The 21,479-nt window shown below is 55.6% G+C and carries 21 protein-coding genes; 6 read left to right on the top strand and 15 right to left on the bottom strand.

What is annotated here, in order from left to right; all coding sequences use genetic code 11:
• The 11 genes from A1830_RS19015 to pilM form a co-directional block, all read right to left on the bottom strand.
• Positions 1 to 678 (bottom strand): phosphoglycolate phosphatase, encoded by a 678-nt coding sequence (locus A1830_RS19015; RefSeq protein WP_067709867.1) that lies wholly within the window; start codon positions 676 to 678, stop codon positions 1 to 3.
• On the bottom strand, positions 662 to 1,348 hold the full coding sequence (gene rpe, locus A1830_RS19010) for a ribulose-phosphate 3-epimerase (protein ID WP_067709866.1): 687 nt from the start codon (positions 1,346 to 1,348) through the stop codon (positions 662 to 664). Before rpe ends, A1830_RS19015 begins: the two co-directional genes overlap by 17 nt.
• 51 nt (positions 1,349 to 1,399) lie before the next feature.
• On the bottom strand, positions 1,400 to 2,218 hold the full coding sequence (gene dam, locus A1830_RS19005; RefSeq protein ID WP_067709865.1) for an adenine-specific DNA-methyltransferase: 819 nt from the start codon (positions 2,216 to 2,218) through the stop codon (positions 1,400 to 1,402).
• Between the two features lie 123 nt (positions 2,219 to 2,341).
• Complete coding sequence (locus A1830_RS19000) at positions 2,342 to 3,418, bottom strand: SPOR domain-containing protein (protein WP_067709864.1); 1,077 nt, start codon at positions 3,416 to 3,418, stop codon at positions 2,342 to 2,344.
• Between the two features lie 94 nt (positions 3,419 to 3,512).
• Positions 3,513 to 4,607 carry a 3-dehydroquinate synthase gene (aroB, locus tag A1830_RS18995; protein WP_067709863.1) on the bottom strand — a complete coding sequence of 365 codons (1,095 nt, stop codon included), beginning with the start codon at positions 4,605 to 4,607 and terminating at the stop codon, positions 3,513 to 3,515.
• A 50-nt stretch (positions 4,608 to 4,657) separates the two neighbouring features.
• The gene (gene aroK / locus A1830_RS18990) at positions 4,658 to 5,179 is read right to left on the bottom strand and encodes a shikimate kinase AroK (protein WP_067709862.1); all 522 of its coding nucleotides are present in this window, start codon (positions 5,177 to 5,179) and stop codon (positions 4,658 to 4,660) included.
• Positions 5,180 to 5,568: 389 nt separating this feature from the next.
• The gene (gene hofQ / locus A1830_RS18985; protein WP_073981058.1) at positions 5,569 to 6,813 is read right to left on the bottom strand and encodes a DNA uptake porin HofQ; all 1,245 of its coding nucleotides are present in this window, start codon (positions 6,811 to 6,813) and stop codon (positions 5,569 to 5,571) included.
• Positions 6,761 to 7,156 carry a DNA utilization family protein gene (locus A1830_RS18980; RefSeq protein ID WP_067709861.1) on the bottom strand — a complete coding sequence of 132 codons (396 nt, stop codon included), beginning with the start codon at positions 7,154 to 7,156 and terminating at the stop codon, positions 6,761 to 6,763. Before A1830_RS18980 ends, hofQ begins: the two co-directional genes overlap by 53 nt.
• Entirely contained in the window at positions 7,146 to 7,652 is a 507-nt protein-coding gene (locus A1830_RS18975) for a HofO family protein (RefSeq protein WP_067709859.1), read from the bottom strand. Before A1830_RS18975 ends, A1830_RS18980 begins: the two co-directional genes overlap by 11 nt.
• Complete coding sequence (locus A1830_RS18970) at positions 7,645 to 8,190, bottom strand: PilN domain-containing protein (protein WP_067709857.1); 546 nt, start codon at positions 8,188 to 8,190, stop codon at positions 7,645 to 7,647. Before A1830_RS18970 ends, A1830_RS18975 begins: the two co-directional genes overlap by 8 nt.
• Positions 8,190 to 9,017 carry a type IV pilus biogenesis protein PilM gene (gene pilM / locus A1830_RS18965; protein ID WP_067709854.1) on the bottom strand — a complete coding sequence of 276 codons (828 nt, stop codon included), beginning with the start codon at positions 9,015 to 9,017 and terminating at the stop codon, positions 8,190 to 8,192. Before pilM ends, A1830_RS18970 begins: the two co-directional genes overlap by 1 nt.
• Before the next feature lie 119 nt (positions 9,018 to 9,136).
• Between pilM and mrcA the strand changes: the two genes are divergently transcribed.
• Positions 9,137 to 11,692 carry a peptidoglycan glycosyltransferase/peptidoglycan DD-transpeptidase MrcA gene (gene mrcA, locus A1830_RS18960; RefSeq protein ID WP_067709852.1) on the top strand — a complete coding sequence of 852 codons (2,556 nt, stop codon included), beginning with the start codon at positions 9,137 to 9,139 and terminating at the stop codon, positions 11,690 to 11,692.
• Between the two features lie 103 nt (positions 11,693 to 11,795).
• On the opposite strand, the gene nudE is transcribed toward mrcA, so the two are convergent.
• Entirely contained in the window at positions 11,796 to 12,362 is a 567-nt protein-coding gene (gene nudE, locus A1830_RS18955; protein WP_067709849.1) for an ADP compounds hydrolase NudE, read from the bottom strand.
• 407 nt (positions 12,363 to 12,769) lie between these two features.
• Here nudE and A1830_RS18950 point away from each other — a divergent pair, with 407 nt between their 5' ends.
• From A1830_RS18950 to pckA, 4 genes are all read left to right on the top strand, one after another.
• Entirely contained in the window at positions 12,770 to 14,911 is a 2,142-nt protein-coding gene (locus tag A1830_RS18950) for an intracellular growth attenuator family protein (protein WP_067709847.1), read from the top strand.
• 149 nt (positions 14,912 to 15,060) lie between these two features.
• Positions 15,061 to 15,462, top strand: a complete 402-nt coding sequence (gene hslR / locus A1830_RS18945; protein WP_067709845.1) for a ribosome-associated heat shock protein Hsp15 — start codon at positions 15,061 to 15,063, stop codon at positions 15,460 to 15,462.
• A gap of 23 nt (positions 15,463 to 15,485) precedes the next feature.
• Positions 15,486 to 16,367, top strand: a complete 882-nt coding sequence (gene hslO / locus A1830_RS18940; RefSeq protein WP_067709842.1) for an Hsp33 family molecular chaperone HslO — start codon at positions 15,486 to 15,488, stop codon at positions 16,365 to 16,367.
• A 278-nt stretch (positions 16,368 to 16,645) separates the two neighbouring features.
• Entirely contained in the window at positions 16,646 to 18,259 is a 1,614-nt protein-coding gene (pckA, locus tag A1830_RS18935; protein WP_067709840.1) for a phosphoenolpyruvate carboxykinase (ATP), read from the top strand.
• Positions 18,260 to 18,314: 55 nt separating this feature from the next.
• On the opposite strand, the gene envZ is transcribed toward pckA, so the two are convergent.
• Both envZ and ompR read right to left on the bottom strand, forming a co-directional pair.
• On the bottom strand, positions 18,315 to 19,670 hold the full coding sequence (gene envZ, locus A1830_RS18930; protein WP_067709837.1) for a two-component system sensor histidine kinase EnvZ: 1,356 nt from the start codon (positions 19,668 to 19,670) through the stop codon (positions 18,315 to 18,317).
• The gene (gene ompR, locus A1830_RS18925; protein WP_001157751.1) at positions 19,667 to 20,386 is read right to left on the bottom strand and encodes an osmolarity response regulator transcription factor OmpR; all 720 of its coding nucleotides are present in this window, start codon (positions 20,384 to 20,386) and stop codon (positions 19,667 to 19,669) included. Before ompR ends, envZ begins: the two co-directional genes overlap by 4 nt.
• A 302-nt stretch (positions 20,387 to 20,688) precedes the next feature.
• On the opposite strand from ompR, the gene greB reads away from it, so the two are divergent.
• The gene (gene greB / locus A1830_RS18920) at positions 20,689 to 21,168 is read left to right on the top strand and encodes a transcription elongation factor GreB (RefSeq protein ID WP_067709834.1); all 480 of its coding nucleotides are present in this window, start codon (positions 20,689 to 20,691) and stop codon (positions 21,166 to 21,168) included.
• A 46-nt stretch (positions 21,169 to 21,214) separates the two neighbouring features.
• Here greB and A1830_RS18915 read toward each other — a convergent pair.
• On the bottom strand, positions 21,215 to 21,479 hold a 265-nt coding region (locus tag A1830_RS18915), incomplete at its 5' end, for a colicin immunity domain-containing protein (RefSeq protein ID WP_231877669.1).

Raw genomic sequence — 21,479 nt, 5'->3', positions numbered from 1 at the left:
TTACAGCCCTAGCGTGGGCAACAAATCGTTAAAATGGTCAAGTACCACGGTAGGATGCGCGGTTGCTATCGGCTCGCCGTAGTTGTAGCCCCAGGTCATGCCAACGCTGGGACACCCGGCGGCCTGGGCTGCGTGAATATCGTTGCGTGAATCGCCAATAAAGACCAGTTCCGCAGGCAGCAGGCCAAACTTGCCTAGCACCAGAAACAGCGGGGCCGGATGCGGTTTTTTCGCCGCAACATCGTCACCGCCAATAATCAGGCTAAAGTAGTCAGCAATGCCGAGCGACGTCAGTAGGGGCTTAACAAATGGCGTCGGCTTATTCGTCACGATCGCCATCGGCAGGCCTTTTTCCGCCAGCGCGGCCAGGCCCTCTTTCACGCCGGGGAACAGCTTACTGCCGCTCTCAATGGTCGTGGCATAGTGCCTGTCGAGCAGAACGCGCGCGTCGGCAATGACGGCGCTTTCCGGCTGATGCCCCAGCGCCCAGGTTAATGCGCGCTCAATCAGCACATCGGCCCCGTTACCAATCCACGTGGACACCCTTTCCACGCCCGCGGCGGGTAAATTAAGTGCAGTCAGCGCAGCGTCAACCGCGTAGGCAAGTCCGGGAGCACTGTCCGTCAGCGTCCCGTCCAGATCAAAGGCCAGCGCGCGAACGTTAGTGAAATGAGCCATGACGTGATTTCTCCAGTTCGTTACGCATGTTATCAATGACTTTTTTGTAATCCGGCTGACCAAAAATGGCCGATCCGGCAACAAACATATCCGCGCCCGCCGCAGCGATCTCAGCAATGTTTTCAACCTTTACGCCACCGTCGACTTCCAGCCGAATGTCATAGCCGCTTTGATCGATCAGGCGGCGTACCTGCCGCAGCTTATTCAGCGTACCGGGGATAAAGGACTGGCCACCGAAACCCGGATTGACCGACATCAGCAAAATGACGTCGACTTTATCCATAACATAATCAAGGTAGCTGAGCGGCGTGGCCGGATTGAACACCAGCCCGGCTTTACAGCCGTGCTCTTTAATCAGTTGCAGAGAACGATCGAGGTGCTCGGAAGCTTCAGGATGGAAGGTGATATAGCTGGCACCGGCATTAGCAAAATCCGGGATCAGACGATCGACCGGCTTCACCATCATATGCACGTCGATAGGGGCCGTGATACCGTAATCGCGCAGCGCTTTCAGCACCATTGGTCCCATAGTCAGGTTGGGCACGTAATGGTTATCCATCACATCGAAATGCACAACGTCTCCACCGGCTGCCAGCACTTTCGCCGTGTCTTCACCCAGGCGGGCAAAATCGGCAGACAGAATTGAGGGGGCGAGTAAAAACTGTTTCATCCGTTTCTCCCATTTCACGCGCCCGTTGGCAGGCACGTACAGCAGTTAAGGTCAGCCGCTGACAAACAGCGCCAGCAGTTCATCCACTTGATTACGACCGGCGCCATTGCGGCTAATAGATCGCCGGGCCTTGATTTTATGCAGCTCGGCGGCCTGATACCAAAGTCTGGTCATTGGAGTATCGTGATTAGAGATCAGTACTGGAATACGGCTCTCAAAAGATAGCTTATTGGCCAGCTCCGCCAGATGCGCCTGCTGCTGCATGCTGAAGCTGTTGGTGTGATAAGCGGTAAAGTTCGCCGTGGCCGACAGCGGCGCATAAGGAGGATCGCAGTACACCACCGAACCCTGAGGCGCCCGACTAAGAGTAACATCGTACGATTCACAGACAAAGGTCGCATTTTGCGCACGCTCTGAAAACCAGTAAAGCTCATCCTCGGGGAAATAGGGTTTGCGATAGCGGCCAAAGGGCACGTTAAACTCGCCGCTCAGATTATAGCGGCACAGCCCGTTGTAGCAGTGTCGATTCAGATACAAAAACAACACACCACGGCGATAGGGATCCTGACAGCGGTTAAACTCCAGACGACGTGCATAGTAGAATTCAGCATCGTTTGATTCAGGGGTAAACAGCTGGCGGGCATCGGCGACAAATTCACCCGCACGAGTTTTGACGATATCGTAGAGGTTAATCAGGTCGCTGTTGATATCGGCCAGGATATAGCGCGGAAAGTGGGTGTTAAGGAATACGGATCCCGCACCGACAAAAGGCTCAACCAGACAGTCTCCGTCGGGGAGATGACGTTGTATATCATCAAGAAGCGGGAATTTTCCCCCCGCCCATTTTAAAAAAGCGCGATTTTTTTTCATGCCGTCGTTTATTACAATTACTCTTCTGGCTGCGGTTACACCGACAGCATATCTGCGCTTTAATTCATCAGCGCGCATCTCTGCGCGCTGACTCACTTCAACTTAAAATCGGGTATCCCGAGGCTAATTCTGCGACTCTTTCTTCACCTGACTCACCGGCTTGACCCAGGGGTTACCGGCGCGCACCTCGGCTGGCAGTGAAGCTACTGCCCGTTTAGCTTCCGCTGGTGTGGCATATGAGCCGCTGACCAGGACAAACCACGGCTGACCGTTACGCGTCGTTTTATAGACGTGGTAGCCGCTGAGATTCTGCTTTTTCGCCCAGGCATTCAACGAATCGGCGCGTGATGCGCTGCTCAGCTGAAGCGTATAGTTGCCGCCAGGCGTTGACGTTGAGGCTGCCGGATGCGCTGCGGTCGCCTTAGGCGTTTCCGAAACGCTATGACGCGGCGCCGCCTCGTGCGGCTTACTCTCTCTGGCAACCGGTTTGCTTTCTGGCCGGTGATGCACTGCCGCAGGTTTGTTTACATGCGTCGGTACATGACGTGGCTGAGCGGGCTGGCTCACGGCCGGGTGCGAGACCTGGCCGCCAGCGACCGTAGCCGCTGTGGTTGGCAGAGAGCTACCGTTGTTCTGCGAATCCTGCGTCGCGGCATCCACCTGGCCCTGCTGATTCGCCAGGGCGCTGTTGAGATCGCCCGGCAGCTCTACACGCTGCTGGTTTGGTGGCGTTTGCGTCTGTTGTGCCTGAGTGGGCGTTGAAGAGACCGGCGGTGCGCTGATCTCCTGTGGTCCGTTGGCTGTCGCTGGCTGACCCGGGGCTACCGCCGCATTGCTGTCCGCTGCACTGGTGTTAGCCGCACTGGTGTTTGCTGCATCGGGCGCAGGCGTGCCAGACTGGCCGCTCATGGAGGAAGAGCCCGAGAGGTCGATGTTTTTATCACCGCCGCTGCCCGGGGTGCCAGGCTGCGATCCTGATGTCGCTGGCTGCTGCGCATGCTGATTGCCGCCCTCTTTAGGCGAGTTCAGCGCAGATCCAATGCCAATCACCAGCAGCAGTAAAACCAGAATACCGATCCCCATCATCATATGCTGACGTGAAACCGGTGCCTTAGGGGCGGCAGATCGTTTGCGAGACCGCTGCGTGGGGCGGTCGCTGGTGTCAGGCTTTAGTTCGTCTTCCGGTTTAAAATCGTCCATATAACCTCCTCCAGTAGCGCGGCGACGCGGTTCACTACCCTATGAACGGCGATAAACTTAAATATCACGTCGGGTCGAAACCCAGTCAAACTCTTCAGATAGCTGAATTCTGACAATCATTAATCGCAGCAAGAACCCGATCGTGGCTCACTCCACTGCGCACTTCCGCACGGCCTAAAGCCAGCGGTAGCACCAGACGAAGTTCACCCGCCAGCACTTTCTTATCACGTAGCATATGTGGCATATAGTCGGTAGTCGCCATGCTCTCCGGCCCCGTTACCGGCAGGCCGGCACGACTGAGCAGAGCAATGATCCGGTCGGTATCTGCAGTGGAAAACTGACCCAGGCGCTCTGCGGTGCGGGCGGCCATCACCATCCCGGCGGCAACGGCTTCACCGTGCAACCAGTTACCGTAGCCCATATGGGCTTCGATGGCATGTCCAAAGGTATGTCCGAGGTTGAGCAAGGCACGCTGTCCGTGCTCATGTTCGTCGGCGGCCACCACCTCTGCTTTTAGCTCACAGCAGCGGCGGATACAGTAAGCCAGCGCCCTGCTGTCCAGCGTCAGCAGCGCATCCAGGTTTTCTTCAAGCCAGTTGAAAAACTCAGCGTCAAGAATAATGCCGTATTTGATAACTTCGGCCAGGCCTGATGCCAGCTCACGCGGCGGCAGGCTGCGCAGGCAGTCGATATCAATAACAACGGAAGCCGGCTGATAAAAAGCGCCGATCATATTTTTGCCGAGCGGATGATTGACGGCGGTTTTGCCGCCAACAGAGGAGTCGACCTGAGAGAGCAGCGTGGTCGGAACCTGAATAAAGCGAACGCCGCGCTGATAGCTGGCAGCCGCAAAACCGGTCAGATCGCCAATCACTCCGCCGCCCAGGGCAATCAAAGTGGAATCACGCCCGTGGTTTTTTTCCAGCAGCGCGGTGAATACCTGATCCATCACTGCCAGCGTTTTGTACTGTTCGCCATCGGGGAGAATAACCTGATCCACCTTTACGCCAGCCTTTTCAAGCAGGTTACACAGCGGGGCAAGATAGCGCGGAGCCAGCGTCTGATTGGTGACGACCATAGCCCTGTCGCCCGCCTGCAGCGGCCAAAAGGAAGCCGGATTGGTAAACAATCCAGCATCAATGGTAATGGGGTAACTTCGCTCCCCCAAAGTGACGGTAATCTTCTCCATGAAGCGGTATCACCTTTTTACTTTGGCCCGCGAACGGGTTTAAGCCGTCTTCAGCTTTTTTCCAACATATTGATAATCTGATTCGCGACCACTTTGGCGCTCTGGTCATCGGTACGAATCGTCACGTCAGCAATCTCGTCATAAAGCGGATTGCGTTCGTTAGCCAGCTCTTCCAGCACTTCACGCGGCGGAGACTCCACCTGCAGTAATGGCCGTTTCTTATCACGCTGCGTACGGGCAAGCTGCTTTTCGATGGTTGTTTCCAGATACACCACTACGCCGCGAGCAGAAAGCCGATTGCGCGTTTCGCGTGATTTAACTGAACCGCCACCGGTAGCCAGCACAATGCCCTGCTTCTCAGTCAGTTCGTTGATGATTTTTTCTTCGCGATCGCGGAAGCCTTCTTCGCCTTCGACGTCGAACACCCAGCCCACATCCGCTCCGGTACGTCGCTCAATTTCTTGATCGGAATCGAAAAATTCCATATTGAGTTGCTGAGCTAACTGACGCCCAATAGTGCTTTTGCCGGCACCCATAGGCCCAACCAGAAAGATATTGCGTTTCTCTGCCATTTTTTCGGTATTACTAAGACAATTCGTTAATGATACCCCGTCCAACCGGACAGGACATGAACTGAAACCTCATGAGCGATAGTGCGAGAGTCAGAAGAAAATTATCTCAACACTGAAGGTGTTTTGGCAACCGATTAAATTGACCTTGCCCATTGCGTACTCATTGTTACGCGTTCAGTCCGCTTCATTTATCAGCCCGATGTCACTGCATCGGCTACGCCGGTTGCGCACGATAAAAAACGGGTTAAATGCATTCTCTCAAGCCAAAACCAGGCCCATAAATCAAAAATCGCTAAACCTTGTAAGCTAATTCGGCTCTTGCGTCAAACGCATATGATACCAATCAGGGAAAAAAGCACCTGGCTCCTCAGTTTGGTACAAAAAAAGCATTACTCGTCACGAATCAACTTCGGTGTGATAAAGATCACTAATTCTCGCCGCTTTTGTTCAGTGGAATCGTAACGGAACAGAGAGCCTAACACAGGGATGCTTCCCATTAACGGAACTTTCCGCTGCCCCTTCAAACTGTGTTGCTGAAAAATGCCCCCTAAAGCCAGGGTCTGCCCATCCCGGAGCGTAACCTGGGTCTGTATCTCCTGCTTATCAATCGCCAGATACTCCCCCTCACCACTGCGCATCATACTCCCCGGCACGTTCTGACTGATGTGTAGCTTGAGTAAAATCCGACCGTTTGGCTGTACGACTGGCGTGACCTCCATCCCCAGTACCGCTTCTTTAAACTCAACGGTGGTACTACCATTGCTCCCGCTGGAGACTTCATAGGGTATTTCAGTGCCCTGTTTAATGCTGGCGGGCTGCTGATGAGAGGTCAGCAAGCGCGGGCTGGCGATGATTTCCACCTTATTCTCCTGCTCAAGCGCACTGAGCTCCAGATCTAAAAGCCTGCCGTTCAGACGGGCAACGGTAAAGCCTGCCGCGATGGCCGGGTTGGTCACGGCCAGATCGACTCTCAGCTGGCTGGCGCGAAGCGCGCTATTTATCTTCTCTTCACCGCTCATGCCCCAACGTACTCCCAGCTCGCGCAGGCTCTCTTCGCTGATGGTCACGATATGTGCTGAAAGCTCGACCTGCTCCAGCGGCTGATCGAGCGCCCTGACCCAGCGGCGCGTCACGTCCAGCGCTGCCTGCGTATCACGCAGTAGCAGGCTATTAGTACGTAAATCTACCGTCACGCTGCCGCGCGGCGTCATCAGTTTGTCGCGACCTGCCTGCAAACTGTTATTTACCGCCGTGGCATCGGCATGCAGCAACGCGAGCGACAGCGTCTCCAGCGGCAGCGCACTCTGTGCCTCTGCCTGACGCGCTTTCTGCCGCTGATAATTATCCTGCAGCCAGCTTTCCGGATAAACCAGCAGCACATTATCCTCTGTCTCTACGGTTAGCTTATTCATTTTCACCACCAGCGCCAGTGCCTGCTGCCAGGGCACATCCTTTAGTCGAAGCGAAACGATCCCCTCTACGCCAGGTGCCACCATCAGGTTCAGTTTTTGCCAGTCGGCAAGCGCCTGCAACACCTGCGCGATGGGTGCCCGATCAAAAGCCAGCGAGAGCGTATCCGGTTCAGCGTAAAGCGGCCTGCATAACAGGAGTAGCAGGATCATCTGCCATTTCATAAAGTCGTCCTTTTAGTTTGACTTCCCTCGGCGGCAAACACCCAGGCACCGGAGTGACGGTAATACTCAACGCGCTAACCGCGTCCAGGTGCCAGTGCTGATCCAGCCACTCATCCGGCGTTCGCACCACCCATCGTTCGGGGTTAAAAACCAGCCACGCGCGGTAGTCCCCCTCACGGCCAATGATACCGGCCAGCTGCCAGTGCTGAGGCGGCGCAGGCAGTGACCGGCAGGCATCGCTGCCCACGGGAACAAAGGGATCGCGCGCGGCATGACCCGATGAGAGAAACAGGATCAGTAGCGACAATGCCCGTAGCGTGGTATGCAGCACATTATTCTGCATCGTTAAGTACCAGCCCCAGGTGGAATAGTAGCCGCTCTTCCTCAGGCTTCAGGGTGAAATGCGGCAGCTCAGCGGCCCCGGGCAGGCCGCTTAAATAGGCCAGTACCTTTTGTACCTGCGGCCAGCTAAGGCTGAGCACCAGCGCAGCGCCGGTGGCATCGGGCTGCCATAGCCGCAGCTCACCTCCCGCCATTTCCAACAGTGCAACCAGTGAAAAGCGTCGGCCTGGTTCGACCGGCAGCAGGGCAGCCTCGAGCTGGGAAATGTCCGCCTCCAGCAGGTTCAGCGACCCGCTGCTGGCAATGCTGCGCAGAATCGTAGGGTAACGCCGCGTCTCTTTACGCTGTTCAGCCGCCAGCGCGGCACTCTGACGATCGGCAGGGGCCCTATAGCCCCGGTCTGTCGCGATGGATAATCCCCCTGCCAGCAGTAAAAACAGCATCAGGCGATAGTGCCAGGGCAGGGTAATCCAGCGGAAGAGCAGCGTATTAATCATCGACAGGCGGCTTATCTGGCAGCACGGCCAGCAGGCTGAACTGTATCCGGCCGCTGTCATCCCGACGAAGACTCTGCGTACCAACCCGGCGGAAGAGATCTAAAGCCTGTAACCGTTGACGAAAGGCATCTACTTCACGCGGTTCCCGACAGAAGCCCATCAGCACCAGCGTATCCAGCGTTTTACTCAGTCCGCTCAGCCAGAGTTCATCAGGCATCGCGTCGGGCAGGTTGCGCAGAAAATCATACCAGCGCGATATCTGCTGCTGCTTTTGCTGCCGGGCAGCGAGGCGCAGCGCCAGCGACTGCTTATACTGAACGCGAGCCGCCGTGCGCGTTTGTAACTCAGTAGCCTGCTGATTCGCCCGGTGCCAGAGAGCTACCGTTTTCTCATGCCGGAGGTTCTCTGCACGTTTTCCGGCAATGGTCAGAGCAAAGAAAACCTCTATGAGCATCAGCATAGCCAGTAGGCAGCACTCGCGCCGTAGCCGCTTTCTGTCGCGCTGCGCACGCCAGGGCAGTAAATTGACCCAGCTCATTAGCTATCCTCCGGCCTCAGCGCCAGCCCCGCCGCAAGGCTAAACGCACCCGGGTAAACGGGCAGCGGCGCCTGTTTAAGAGGGATCGCATCCAGGGGATTAAGCCACTTAGCGCCATCAGGCAGCGCATCCTGCTCCACCGTGCTGTAATAAAAAGCGGCCTCCTGCGCAAAATGACGTGTCCGGAGCGCACTGAAGTCATTGGCCTCTTCGCGCGAACACCATCCCCAGCGCTGCCCTGTACGCTGAGGCGCAAACCATAGCCAGTGATCGGCCAGTCGATGAATCAGGGTCACGGCGGGATCGAGTGACAGCGTTTGCGACAGCGCAAAAAGCGCGGACGGGGTCAGCTCCATGACCTGAGGCGTAAGCCGCGCCTGTTCAAGGCAGTCCAGCCAGTTTTGCAGCGCCTCACGCCGGGCAGCGGTGACGCAGAACTGTGACGCGCTGCCCGTCGGCTGCCGGTAATCCAACGCCAGCTTTTCCAGCTCAATTGGGAAAAATCGCCTGGCCGCTGCGGTGATATAGCTGCTACGCTCTGGTTCGCGTAGCTGGACAGGCGGCAGGTCGATATGGCGCTGTAGCACCAGCTGGGGCGGGAATCCTACACGCAGAGAAATACGGTAAGGAAGCTGTCTGCGCCAGCGTTGCAGGAGATCGATAACCGCCTGCGGACGTTGCAGCAGCCCGTGGGTTAACGTATCTTGCGGCAGAGCATGTTGCCACCAGTGACGAAGTTGCCAGCCGTTGCGACGGCGCTGAATGCCGAGGGCGCAAAGCTGCCCGTTCTGAATATCCAGGCCGACTTGCCATGTCTGAAATGCCATCAGGCGCGATCTCCATATCGTCAGTGATTAAAAGGACGTATCCAAGCTTCTGGCTTGCCTTTATACTACCGCGCGATTGTTTATAAACTGCCCGATCGACATAAAGTGGAAAATATCAGGTGAAGTTCGTAAAGTATTTTTTAATCCTTGCAGTGCTTTGCATTCTGCTGGGAGCAGGCTCGATCTATGGCCTTTACAAATATATAGAGCCCCAGCTGCCGGACGTGGCCACGCTGAAAGACGTCCGTCTTCAGACGCCGATGCAGATCTACAGCGCCGATAACGAACTGATCGCCCAGTACGGTGAGAAGCGACGCATTCCGTTAAAACTGCAGCAGATCCCGCCGGTGATGGTAAAAGCCTTTATCGCGACCGAAGACAGCCGTTTTTACGAGCATCACGGCGTTGACCCCATTGGTATTTTCCGTGCAGCCAGTATCGCGTTGGTGTCTGGCCACGCGTCCCAGGGTGCAAGTACCATTACTCAGCAGCTGGCCAGAAACTTCTTCCTCAGCCCTGAACGTACCCTGATGCGTAAAATCAAGGAGGCTTTCCTCGCCATCCGCATTGAGCAGATGATGAGTAAAGATGAAATCCTTGAACTTTATCTGAACAAAATCTATCTCGGCTACCGTGCCTACGGCGTTGGCGCGGCCGCTCAGGTCTATTTTGGCAAAAATGTCGATCAGCTTTCCCTGAGTGAAATGGCGATGATTGCCGGGTTGCCTAAAGCGCCGTCAACGTTCAACCCGCTCTATTCACATGACAGAGCGCTGCAGCGCCGTAACGTGGTGCTGGGTCGCATGCTCGACCAGCACTACATTACCCAGTCACAGTATGAAGAGGCTCGCAGCACCCCGCTTACCGCCATCTATCATGCACCTGAAATTGCCTTTTCCGCGCCTTATCTGACTGAAATGGTGCGCCAGGAGATGATCAAACGCTACGGCGAAAACGCCTATAACGACGGATTCAGGGTCACTACCACTATTACGCGCAGGCTACAGCTGGCAGCGCAGAAATCGGTGCAGGACAACGTCATCGCTTATGACATGCGTCACGGCTACCGTGGCCCGGCTAACGTGTTATGGAAAGTAGGTGAGCAGAGCTGGGGACATAGCGAAATCCTGAAAACGCTCAAGGCGCTGCCAATATATGGGCCGCTGATCCCCGCCGTTATCACTGATGCTACCCGTGAGGAGGCCACTGCCACCCTGCGCGATGGCAGCAGCGTGACGCTTGGCCTGGCCGGCATGCGCTGGGCGCGTCCGTATAAATCTGACACGGTCCAGGGCCGTACGCCTCAGTCCGTTACCGATGTCGTTCGGCCCGGCCAGCAGGTTTGGGTTCGTAAGGTCGATAGCGACTGGTGGATTGCGCAGGTGCCTGACGTAAACTCCTCGCTGGTTTCGCTGGATCCCCAAACGGGTGCAGTTCGCGCGCTGGTCGGTGGATTCGATTTCAACCAGAGTAAATTCAACCGCGTCACGCAGTCGCTGCGCCAGGTCGGGTCGAACATTAAGCCCTTCCTGTATACCGCCGCCATGGATCGCGGTCTGACGCTGGCCTCCATTCTGAACGATGTGCCGATTTCCCGCTGGGATGCTGGCGCAGGCGCCGACTGGCGTCCCAAAAACTCACCGGCGACCTACGATGGCCCAATCCGCTTACGTCAGGGGCTGGGACAGTCGAAAAACGTGGTGATGGTTCGCGCAATGCGCGCGATGGGCGTTGATTATGCCGCACAGTATCTGCAACGCTTTGGCTTCCCGGCGCAGAATATCGTTCACACAGAATCTCTGGCGCTGGGTTCAGCTTCTTTCACACCGTTGCAGATGGTCAGAGGCTATTCAGTAATGGCTAACGGCGGCTTCCTGGTTGACCCGTGGTTCATCAGTAAAATTCAGGATGAACAGGGCAATACGCTGTTCGAAGAGAAACCTAAAATTGCCTGCCCGGAATGCAATCTGCCGGTGATTTACGGCGATACGCAAAAGGCCGTCGCCCTTAGCGAAGACAGCGTGGAAAATCCGACTATCTCGCAGGTAGGTAGCAATACCGCCGTGCCGCAGCCACAGCTTGAGCAGGTTTCTCAACAACAGGCCGCGCAGGATGGTCAGCAGCAGTATGCCCCGCACGTGATCAATACGCCGCTGTCGTTCCTGATTAAAAGCGCGCTGAACTCCAACATCTTCGGTGAACCGGGCTGGATGGGCACGGGCTGGCGAGCGGGCCGCGATCTGAAACGTAATGACATCGGCGGTAAAACCGGGACCACCAACAGCTCCAAGGATGCCTGGTTCTCCGGTTACGGACCTGGCGTGGTGACGTCGGTATGGATTGGCTTTGACGATCACCGCCGCGATCTTGGACGTACCACCGCTTCCGGTGCAATTAAGGATCAAATTTCAGGTTATGAGGGAGGGGCGAAGAGTGCGCAACCGGCCTGGGACGAATATATGAAAGCAGCGCTTGATGGCGTTCCGCTACAGCCGCTGACGCCGCCGGAAGGCGTGGTAACGGTGACTATCGATCGCAGTACCGGCAAGCTGGCTAACGGCGGCGGGAATACGCGTCAGGAGTACTTTATAAACGGCACCCAGCCAACCGAGTACTCCGTCCATGACGTGGGAACCACGCTTATGGACAACGGTCAGAGCCACGAGCTGTTCTGAGTTAATGCAGGACCATGACAACGGAGTGTCATGGTCCTGCATTGAACGCTGCCTCTGCCTTCCTGACCGCGCTAACCGCGTCAGGTCAAAAAGGCGGGCTGCTTTAATAGCGCAGACGGCCCTGCTTAACCAGCCATTCACGAACCAGGAAAAGCGCACTGACGTTGCGCGCCTCGCGGAAATCTGGTTCCTGCAGCAGACCCAGCAGGTTATTTAACGGCCAACGAACCTGCGGAAGCGGCTCCGGCTCATCTCCTTCCAGCTTCTCTTCGTAAAGCTGCTCAGCCACAACGATATTCATTTTGCTGGAAAAATAGGAAGGCGCCATGGTGAGCTTTGCCAGCGTTTCCAGCCTGTGCGCACCAAACCCAGCTTCTTCTTTCAGCTCGCGATTTGCCGCCTCAAACGGGGTTTCACCCGGATCGATCAGGCCTTTCGGAAAGCCCAGCTCGTAACACTCCAGCCCCACCGCATATTCCTGAATCAGGATCAGATCGTCGCCAATGATTGGCACAATCATTACGGCCTCGCGATCGGAGGGCTTCATCCGCTCGTAAACGCGTCGGGCTCCATTACTGAACGCCAGATCTACGGCCTCGACGGTAAACAGGCGCGAACGTGCCACAGCTTCAACATTAAGGATGTCGGGTTTCTGTAGTTGTCTGGTCATAGTGGCCCCAGCGGAACGCCTAAAAATGGGCTTAACAGCCCGCGAGTGTCGGTACAGGTTACCGGCTTCCCATTGTGCGGCAGCAAAAAGAGTATGCCAATCATTGCACAGATTATTTTCCGCGGTTATAACAAATATGATTTACGAGACACTGAAAAGATTTAAAAAATGTCAATCATATCAGTCAAAAATAGGAATACGCCGATACTTACCCTGCCTGTAGATTGGTAGGATCTGGTACGGGACTTATACAATATAATTCTAATTTAATGATTTTGTGTGCTATTTTTATATACTCAGCGGATTGCCAGCGCCGTCTAAACCCGCCACAATATCACCAGCAATATGTACCAGGCAGGTAACCACCAGAATAGCGACGGGAGCAGAGTGGCAGGAATGAGGGAAGCATGAGCACAATAGTCATCATATTGGCTGTAATGCTGGCCTGCTCAGTCGGGGCGGGTTGTTTCTTTTGGTACGCTATGCGGCATCGTCCGCCGTTGGCGAAACCACTGCCATTCATTAGTCCCCTCTTTCGTAAACTGAATGATGACGAACGTAAAGGCATTGAGCGCTATATCGCCTCACTGGCTAAAAATCGTGACGCCTCACTGTCTTCCGGTGCCAGCCCTGCGATAGATCCGCTGGTACTGACCTCTCAAAGCAACAATGTCTATCCCGTCACGCGCTCAATAACCCGCTACGGGTTGTCCACGGACGAGCCGCACAACTGGCGATACTATCTTGATGCCGTTGAGGTTCATCTTCCGCCGCAGTGGGAACAATACATTGCCGAAGAAAACTTTGTCGAACTGATCAAAACCCAGACCATCCCTCTGGTAATCTCGCTTAATGGCCACTCGCTGGTGAACTACATCTACGAGCAGCCAGCAATGGCAACAGCAGCAGCCCGGCCACTGGCGCAAAATGCGTCGATCCGCAAAGAAGAGAGTGAGCATATTGAGCTCCTGAGCGTACGTAAAGAGACGCCGGAGGAGTATGCGCTTAGCCGACCTGATGGTACGCGGGAGGCCGTCGCTATCGGTGTCGCGCTGATGCTCTTTTTTGTCAGCCTCGTTGGCCCGCTGCTCATGATGCCCTGGCTTAACCTGGCCGCGGTGGTCATCATTTTGGTCAGCGCCTGGTCACTTTATCGTCGCCCCTCTGAAAAAGATCTGCGTGAGATCCACTGTCTGCGCGGCGCGCCAAAGCGCTGGGGTCTGTTTGGCGAATCCAATCAGGGTCAGATTGGCAATATCTCCCTGGGCATCATCGACCTGATTTATCCCGCCCACTGGCAGCCTTACATTACCCACGATTTTGGGAAAGAGACGGAAGTCGATATCTACCTGAACCGCCATGTCGTGCGCCAGGGTCGGTTTCTTTCGCTACAGGATGAGGTCCGCCACTTCCCGGTTCAGCGCTGGCGCAAAAACGTGGTGCTGGCGGCAGGTTCCCTGCTGGTGCTGGCCCTGCTGATCGCGTGGGTTCCGCTCAGTATGCCGTTAAAGCTGAGCATGGCCTGGCTCAAAGGAACCGAGAGCGTTCAGGTTACCTCGGTTAACGATCTGGAAAAAATCCCACTGCGCGTGGGCGACCGTCTGAAAGTTAGCGGCAGAGGCATGTGCTCCATCCCCACTACCTACCAGGGTAACCGCAGCTATGCGTTTATGCCTTTTGACTGCTCGGCAGTGTACTGGAATAACTCACCGCCGCTGCCACAGCCGCAGTCAGATATTATTGATAAGGCGACCGCGCTGCTCAATACCACCAGTCTTCAATTGCATCCACAGGGTAGTCCCGACCCTAAACTTAATCCGCAGCTTGCCACCGCCATTCAAAAGTCCGGTATGATCCTGTTGGATGACTTTTCGGACATTGTGCTGAGAACGCAGGAGCTGTGTAGCCAGGATCAGGACTGCGTGAGGCTGAAGAACGCGCTGGTTAACCTGGGTAATGCCAAAGACTGGGAAACGCTGGTTCAGCGCGCCGATTCCGGTTCGCTAAACGGCATGAATGTGCTGCTGCGTCCGGTAAGCGCGGAAGCCCTGGAGAATCTGGTGAATACGGCCACGTCTTCGTTTTTCTACCGGGAAACGCGCCGCGCTGCCGAATCGCTGAACAGCCCACCGCCGGGCGGCTTTCTGATCCTCAGCGACGAAGGTCGTCAGCTGGTTAGCCAGCAGGCTCCGAATATCTCACTGTTTGATTATAACGCCCCGGATCAGTGGCCGGAGTTGCAGCGTCTTTCGGGTATGTTGCTGCATACCCCCTTCTCCGCCAGCGGGATTGTGACTAACATCAGCACCGATGCTAACGGCACCTGGCATATCGCCCTGCATAGCGCCCCCGATACCATTACGCTATTCCGCTATCTGGGAACAACCCTGCTGCTGTTAGTCGTCGCGCTGAGTTTTATTGTTAATAGCCTGCTGGCGCTGCGGCGTATGCACCGCAACCGCTTGCGGATTAACGCCATTCAGAATTATTATGACAAGTGCTTCAATCCTACGTTGAACAGCACCCAGAGCTTTCGCCCGCAGTTCTGAGCCTGCCACTTTTATGCTATTTTTAACGGTGGCACGTCTCTTGATCCCCTTCTGACCTGCCCGACCGCGTCAGCAATTAACCGCTGAAGACACGCCTTGAATTCTGGCTTTCCACCCATACATAAGGTTATTCCCGAAAAGGAGCTGCGATGAAAGAGAAACCCGCAGAGGCGGTTCGGCTCGATAAATGGCTGTGGGCCGCGCGGTTTTATAAGACGCGCGCCGCTGCGCGCCAGATGATCGAAGGCGGCAAGGTTCACTATAACGGTCAGCGCAGCAAGCCCAGCAAGATTGTTGAGCCCGATGCGGAACTGACGCTCCGTCAGGGCAATGATGAACGTACGGTGGTAGTGCGCCTGGTCAATGACCAGCGCCGTCCAGCATCAGAAGCCCAGCAGATGTACGCCGAAACGGCACAAAGTATTGAGAAACGGGAAAAAATAGCGCTGGCGCGAAAAATGAATGCGCTGAGTATGCCTCATCCCGACCGTCGCCCTGATAAAAAAGAGCGCCGGGACTTAATGAAATTTAAAAATACCGGCGACGAATAACCCGTCGTTAACGAGAGAGAACTATGGCTCATCAAGACCAACTGCACCGCTATCTGTTCGAAAACTACGCCGTGCGTGGTGAACTGGTCAGCGTTTCCACCACCTGGCGCGACATCATCGACGGGCATGATTACCCACAGCCGGTTCAACAGGTGCTGGGCGAGCTGCTGGTTGCTACCAGCCTGCTTACCGCCACGCTGAAGTTTGCCGGTAATATTACCGTTCAGCTTCAGGGCGATGGCCCTCTCAACCTGGCGGTGATTAACGGCAATAACAAGCAGGAAATGCGCGGCGTGGCGCGCATGCAGGGCGATATCGCCCCCGGCAGCAGCCTGAAAGAGATGGTGGGTAACGGTTACCTGGTAATAACGCTCTCCCCGGATGAGGGTGAGCGTTATCAGGGCGTAGTGGGGCTGGAGGGAGAAACGCTGGCGGAATGCCTGGAAGACTATTTTATGCGTTCCGAGCAGCTGCCAACGCGTCTGTTTATCCGCACCGGCGAGGCAGAAGGTCAGCCGGGCGCGGCAGGGATCCTGCTTCAGGTTCTGCCCGCGCAGGAGACGAAAACCGATGACTTTGAGCATCTGACCACCTTAACCGGGACGATTAAAACAGAAGAGCTGCTTAACCTTCCCGCGCAGGAAGTGCTGTGGCGTCTGTATAATCAGGAAGAGGTGACGCTGTACGATCCTCAGGATGTCTGCTTCAAATGCTCCTGCTCTCATCAGCGCTGTGGTGAAGTTCTGAGCACCCTGCCCGTCGCTGAAGTTGACCAGATGCTGGCTGAAGATGGCAAGATTGATATGCACTGCGACTACTGCGGCAAAAACTACCTCTACGATGCCGTAGATATTGCGGCCATCCGCAATGACGCTGGCGCGGGCGATAGTGACCGTCTTCACTAACGCTTTTCTGCATCCGCTGCACCCTGGCTGAAAGCGCATGATGCCATCGAATTTACCCGAGTCGGTGGCATATTTTTAGGCGCAATGTATTAATTTTTCGTAAGATTCACGCCCTGCCTCTCATTTCTGCACCCTGCTACTTTCCCTTCGACAAGACAAGTGTAAACTGCGCGCGTGCGTATTGGCCGGGATCCGGTCAGGCGCGCGCCCCGTCACGGTCAACGGATAAAAATTATCCTACACTCTTTTGCAGAACAGAGCCGAAAAGGAGCAGTACTATGCGAGACCTGACCCCGCAGGACCTCATCGCTTATGGCATAACGGATACGGTTGAGATTATTTATAATCCGGATTACGAAACGCTCTACCATGAAGAAACTCGCCCCGGTCTGACCGGCTACGAGCGCGGTATTGAAACGAATTCCGGTGCGATTGCCGTTGATACCGGTGATTTTACCGGCCGCTCGCCGAAAGATAAGTATATCGTTCGCGACGATACCACCCGCGATACGCTGTGGTGGAACGATCAGGGCAAGGGTAAAAATGACAATCAGCCGCTCAGCGACGAAACCTGGCAGTCTCTGAAGTCATTAGTCACCCAGCAACTCTCCGGAAAGCGTCTGTTTGTCGTTGACAGCTGGTGCGGTGCAAACCCGGATAGCCGTCTGTGCGTTCGTTTTATTACTGAAGTGGCCTGGCAGGCGCATTTTGTCAAAAATATGTTTATCCGCCCGGACGATGAAGCGCTGAGCGATTTTGTCCCTGATTTTGTGGTAATGAACGGGGCGAAATGCACTAATCCCGACTGGAAGCAGCAGGGTCTTAACTCTGAGAACTTTGTGGCTTTCAATCTCACCGAGGGTATCCAGCTGATCGGCGGTACCTGGTACGGTGGCGAAATGAAGAAAGGGCTGTTTGCGGTCATGAACTATCTGCTGCCGCTTAAGGGCATCGCCTCGATGCACTGTTCTGCCAACGTTGGCGAGAAAGGCGACGTGGCGGTCTTTTTTGGCCTCTCAGGCACCGGTAAAACGACCCTCTCTACCGATCCTCAGCGAAAGCTGATTGGGGATGATGAACACGGCTGGGACGACGACGGCGTGTTTAACTTTGAGGGCGGCTGCTACGCCAAGACCATTAAGCTTTCTGCCGAGGCCGAGCCGGAAATTTATCAGGCAATACGCCGCGATGCGCTGCTGGAGAACGTGGTCGTTCGCGCCGATGGTTCAGTGGATTATGATGATGGCAGCAAGACGGAAAACACCCGCGTCTCCTACCCGATCAATCATATTGAAAACATCGCAAAACCGGTTTCAAAAGCGGGCCACGCTAAGAAAGTGATTTTTCTCACCGCGGATGCCTTCGGCGTTCTGCCGCCGGTTTCACGCCTGACGCCGGACCAGACTCAGTATCACTTCCTTTCCGGCTTTACCGCCAAGCTGGCCGGTACGGAACGCGGCGTTACCGAACCGACACCGACCTTCTCCGCCTGCTTCGGCGCGGCTTTCCTGATGCTGCATCCTACTCAGTATGCCGACGTGCTGGTGAAGCGAATGGAAGCAGCAGGCGCAGAGGCTTATCTGGTCAATACCGGCTGGAACGGCAGCGGCAAACGCATCTCGATCAAGGATACGCGCGCGATAATCAACGCTATCCTCAGCGGGCAGTTAGCCGATGCAGAGACGCAGAACCTGCCGATTTTTAATCTGGCTATGCCGACTTCCCTGCCGGGCGTGGATGCACAGATCCTGGACCCCCGAAACGCTTACGACAGCGCGGAGGCGTGGGAGGGTAAAGCCCGCGATCTGGCTCAGCGGTTTATCGTAAACTTCGATAAATATACCGATACCCCTGCCGGTGAAGCGCTGATCCCCGCCGGACCCCAGCTGTAAAAAAAGAGAGGTCGTTTGGATAAACGACCTCTCTTATTGCGGTTAAGACCAGGATTCAGCTACTGCTGACCGCTGGCGGTAATGCGCTGTTATCAGGCAGAGGCAGATAAGCGCGAATACGCAGCCCACCCCGTTCGCTTTCCCCAATATCCAGCGTCCCCTGATGGGCATCAATAATGCGTTGCACAATCGCCAGGCCTAAGCCGGTGCCACTGGTGCTGCGGGCACTGTCGCCGCGCACAAAGGGCTGGAACAGGTGCTTAAGCTGATCGGGATGGATGCCCGGGCCGTCATCTTCAACCTGGAACCAGGCCCGCTGAAGCTCGCTGCCGCTGCTGACTCTGATCCAGCCGTTGCCGTAGCGCGCGGCGTTAACCACCATATTCGCGGCTGCGCGCTTAATCGACAGCGGGTTGATGTCCAGCATCAGCTCACCCGGCATCACGCCATTATCAATTTCGCGTTCATATCCGCTCTCTGCCGCCACGACTTCGCCCAGTACACCATTAAGATCGGCCCGTTCAAACTGCATCTCCTGGCCCGTGCGCAGATAATCAATAAACTGCTCGATAATCGCATTGCACTCTTCAATGTCTTTGTTGATCGACTCTGCCAGATAGCCATCTTCCTGCGACATCATCTCCGTTGCCAGGCGGATACGCGTTAGCGGGGTTCGCAGGTCATGGCTGACGCCGGCCATCAGCAGCGTTCGGTCATCGGCCAGCAGCTTAACGCCAGCCGCCATCTGGTTGAAGGCCCGGGTGACCGAACGCACCTCCGAAGCGCCGTACTCGCGCAGCGGCGGCGGAATAATCCCCTTCCCTACCTGAAGCGCGGCGTGCTCCAGCTCCACCAGCGGGCGGTTCTGAATGCGGATAAACAGCCAGGCACCGCCGATGGCCAGCAGCATTATCGCCAGCGTGTAGCGGAACAGCGGTGAAAAATCACCCTGGTGGATCTCCGTCAGCGGCACCCTTACCCAGATATCCGGCGACAGCCAGGTTTTCAGCCAGACGACCGGGGAGTTCTTGTTAACCTCCACGCGGACGTCGGTCGGGCCACCCAGCTGCTGCGCCATCTGCTGACTGAGAAACTCGTAATGTTGCGCCCAGCGTAATCCGCTCTCTTCCGCCGCTGCATTGGTATACAGCGAGATACCCAGCTCGCGATAGATCTCACGACGAAATGCCGGCGGCACCTCAAGCTGCGTACCGTCCTCAAGCTGTAACCGGTCGGTCATCAGCATGCGCACCTCATAGGCCAGCACTTTGTTAAACTGCTGAAGGCTCGGCAGAATGGCAAAGTTCAGCACCACCAGATAGGTCGTTACCAGGCTGACGAACAGCAGGGTAACGATCAGCAGCAGCGTGCGCGCAAAGGAACTACGGGGTGAGAAGCGGATCCGCCTCATGCTTTACTGCCGTCCGGAACGAATACGTAGCCCAGACCCCAGACGGTCTGGATATAGCGTGGGTGAGCGGGATCTTCTTCCACCATGCGGCGCAGGCGAGAAATCTGCACGTCAATGGATCGCTCCATGGCGCTGTATTCGCGACCGCGGGCCAGATTCATCAGCTTGTCGCGCGACAGCGGCTCACGCGGGTGGCTTACCAGCGCTTTCAGTACAGCAAACTCGCCGCTGGTCAGTGGCATAGGCTCGTCTTCGCGGAACATTTCACGCGTCCCGAGATTCAGCTTGAACTTGCCGAAAGCGATAACGGCTTCTTCCTGGGAAGGCGCACCCGGCAGTTCGTTGGCCTGACGGCGCAGCACGGCGCGAATGCGAGCCAGCAGTTCACGCGGGTTAAAGGGTTTTGGAATATAGTCATCCGCCCCGATTTCCAGCCCGACGATGCGGTCCACCTCTTCGCCCTTGGCGGTAACCATAATAATCGGCATCGGGTTGCTCTGGCTGCGCAGGCGGCGGCAAATTGACAGGCCGTCTTCTCCCGGCAGCATTAAGTCCAGTACCATCAGATGAAAGGACTCACGGGTCAGCAGGCGATCCATCTGTTCGGCGTTGGCCACGCTGCGTACCTGGAAGCCCTGCTCGGTCAGATAGCGTTCGAGCAGTGCACGTAACCGCATATCATCATCTACGACCAGGATTTTGTAATTTTCTTGCATTTCGTTACTCCCAAAGGCGCAATTGCCTGAGCCATTATTCTTAAAAAAGATGCCTGAATGTAACAGTCAATAATGGTTTATATTGTAGCCGAAATTGTTACAAAGCATATTAAACAGCAGCTTATCTTTAACCTGAATCAAAAAAGCAGCACCGGGGCTGGCCGCAGGCAGAGAAGCGCAGGCACGAATAATCAACGCAAACAAACAGTAACGCACGGCCGATACGCCGTAATGAATTTGCATCTGCCCGCAGCACACCACAAAATAACCTGAGAGATTGCAGCAGAGAAAATGGGCCAACGATGAAAACTAAACTGATCACCCGCGAAGGCTACGACAGGCTGAAGCAGGAACTAGACTTTCTCTGGCGGGAAGATCGCCCTGAAGTGACCAAAAAAGTCACCTGGGCGGCCAGCCTTGGCGATCGCAGCGAAAATGCAGACTATCAATATAACAAAAAGCGCCTGCGCGAGATCGACCGTCGCGTCCGTTACCTCACTAAGTGCCTTGAGCAACTGCGCATTGTGGATTACTCACCGCAGCAGGATGGTAAAGTCTTCTTTGGTGCCTGGGTAGAGATCGAAAACGATGACGGCGACATTAAGCGCTTTCGCATCGTCGGCTATGATGAAATTTTTGGCCGTAATGACTACATCTCGATCGACTCGCCAATGGCCCGCGCGCTGCTGAAAAAAGAGGTGGGCGATGTCGCGCTGGTTCACACACCGATCGGCGAGGCAACCTGGTACGTCAATGAAATTAGCTATATCAGACCCGCATAAACCCCGCCCGGCCTAACGGCCCCAGGCAGGTCACAACGAAGATGGCTCAGAGCAAGTTAAACTGCTCCAGCAGGGCTTTCACTTCCGCCCTTAATTCGGCCTCATTCAGCTCTCCTTTGCTGCGATCCGGTTCAGGGTCATAGCAGTCAGCGGCCATGAAAAGCTCACCACCGCAGCGATCTACCGCCTTATCCGGCTCTTTAACCCCCCATAACTTGCGTCGTTCGATAACGATATCTTCGCAAAACTGTTCAACACTAATCCTGTTGCTGAGGAAGTCTCTTCCCAGCTCGACCAGCTTAATTGTGCTC

It is taken from the genome of Erwinia sp. ErVv1, assembly GCF_900068895.1.
Taxonomy (GTDB): domain Bacteria; phylum Pseudomonadota; class Gammaproteobacteria; order Enterobacterales; family Enterobacteriaceae; genus Erwinia.
The sequence above is the reverse complement of the archived record's forward strand: the minus strand, read 5'-3'. Positions and strand labels throughout refer to the sequence as shown.

Coding starts and splice junctions, on each gene's coding strand:
- A1830_RS19015 (WP_067709867.1), bottom strand. CDS start 678: ATGGCTCATTTCACTAACGTTCGCGCGCTGGCCTTTGATCTGGACGGG.
- rpe (WP_067709866.1), bottom strand. CDS start 1,348: ATGAAACAGTTTTTACTCGCCCCCTCAATTCTGTCTGCCGATTTTGCC.
- dam (WP_067709865.1), bottom strand. CDS start 2,218: ATGAAAAAAAATCGCGCTTTTTTAAAATGGGCGGGGGGAAAATTCCCG.
- A1830_RS19000 (WP_067709864.1), bottom strand. CDS start 3,418: ATGGACGATTTTAAACCGGAAGACGAACTAAAGCCTGACACCAGCGAC.
- aroB (WP_067709863.1), bottom strand. CDS start 4,607: ATGGAGAAGATTACCGTCACTTTGGGGGAGCGAAGTTACCCCATTACC.
- aroK (WP_067709862.1), bottom strand. CDS start 5,179: ATGGCAGAGAAACGCAATATCTTTCTGGTTGGGCCTATGGGTGCCGGC.
- hofQ (WP_073981058.1), bottom strand. CDS start 6,813: ATGAAATGGCAGATGATCCTGCTACTCCTGTTATGCAGGCCGCTTTAC.
- A1830_RS18980 (WP_067709861.1), bottom strand. CDS start 7,156: ATGCAGAATAATGTGCTGCATACCACGCTACGGGCATTGTCGCTACTG.
- A1830_RS18975 (WP_067709859.1), bottom strand. CDS start 7,652: ATGATTAATACGCTGCTCTTCCGCTGGATTACCCTGCCCTGGCACTAT.
- A1830_RS18970 (WP_067709857.1), bottom strand. CDS start 8,190: ATGAGCTGGGTCAATTTACTGCCCTGGCGTGCGCAGCGCGACAGAAAG.
- pilM (WP_067709854.1), bottom strand. CDS start 9,017: ATGGCATTTCAGACATGGCAAGTCGGCCTGGATATTCAGAACGGGCAG.
- nudE (WP_067709849.1), bottom strand. CDS start 12,362: ATGACCAGACAACTACAGAAACCCGACATCCTTAATGTTGAAGCTGTG.
- A1830_RS18950 (WP_067709847.1), top strand. CDS start 12,770: ATGAGCACAATAGTCATCATATTGGCTGTAATGCTGGCCTGCTCAGTC.
- hslR (WP_067709845.1), top strand. CDS start 15,061: ATGAAAGAGAAACCCGCAGAGGCGGTTCGGCTCGATAAATGGCTGTGG.
- hslO (WP_067709842.1), top strand. CDS start 15,486: ATGGCTCATCAAGACCAACTGCACCGCTATCTGTTCGAAAACTACGCC.
- pckA (WP_067709840.1), top strand. CDS start 16,646: ATGCGAGACCTGACCCCGCAGGACCTCATCGCTTATGGCATAACGGAT.
- envZ (WP_067709837.1), bottom strand. CDS start 19,670: ATGAGGCGGATCCGCTTCTCACCCCGTAGTTCCTTTGCGCGCACGCTG.
- ompR (WP_001157751.1), bottom strand. CDS start 20,386: ATGCAAGAAAATTACAAAATCCTGGTCGTAGATGATGATATGCGGTTA.
- greB (WP_067709834.1), top strand. CDS start 20,689: ATGAAAACTAAACTGATCACCCGCGAAGGCTACGACAGGCTGAAGCAG.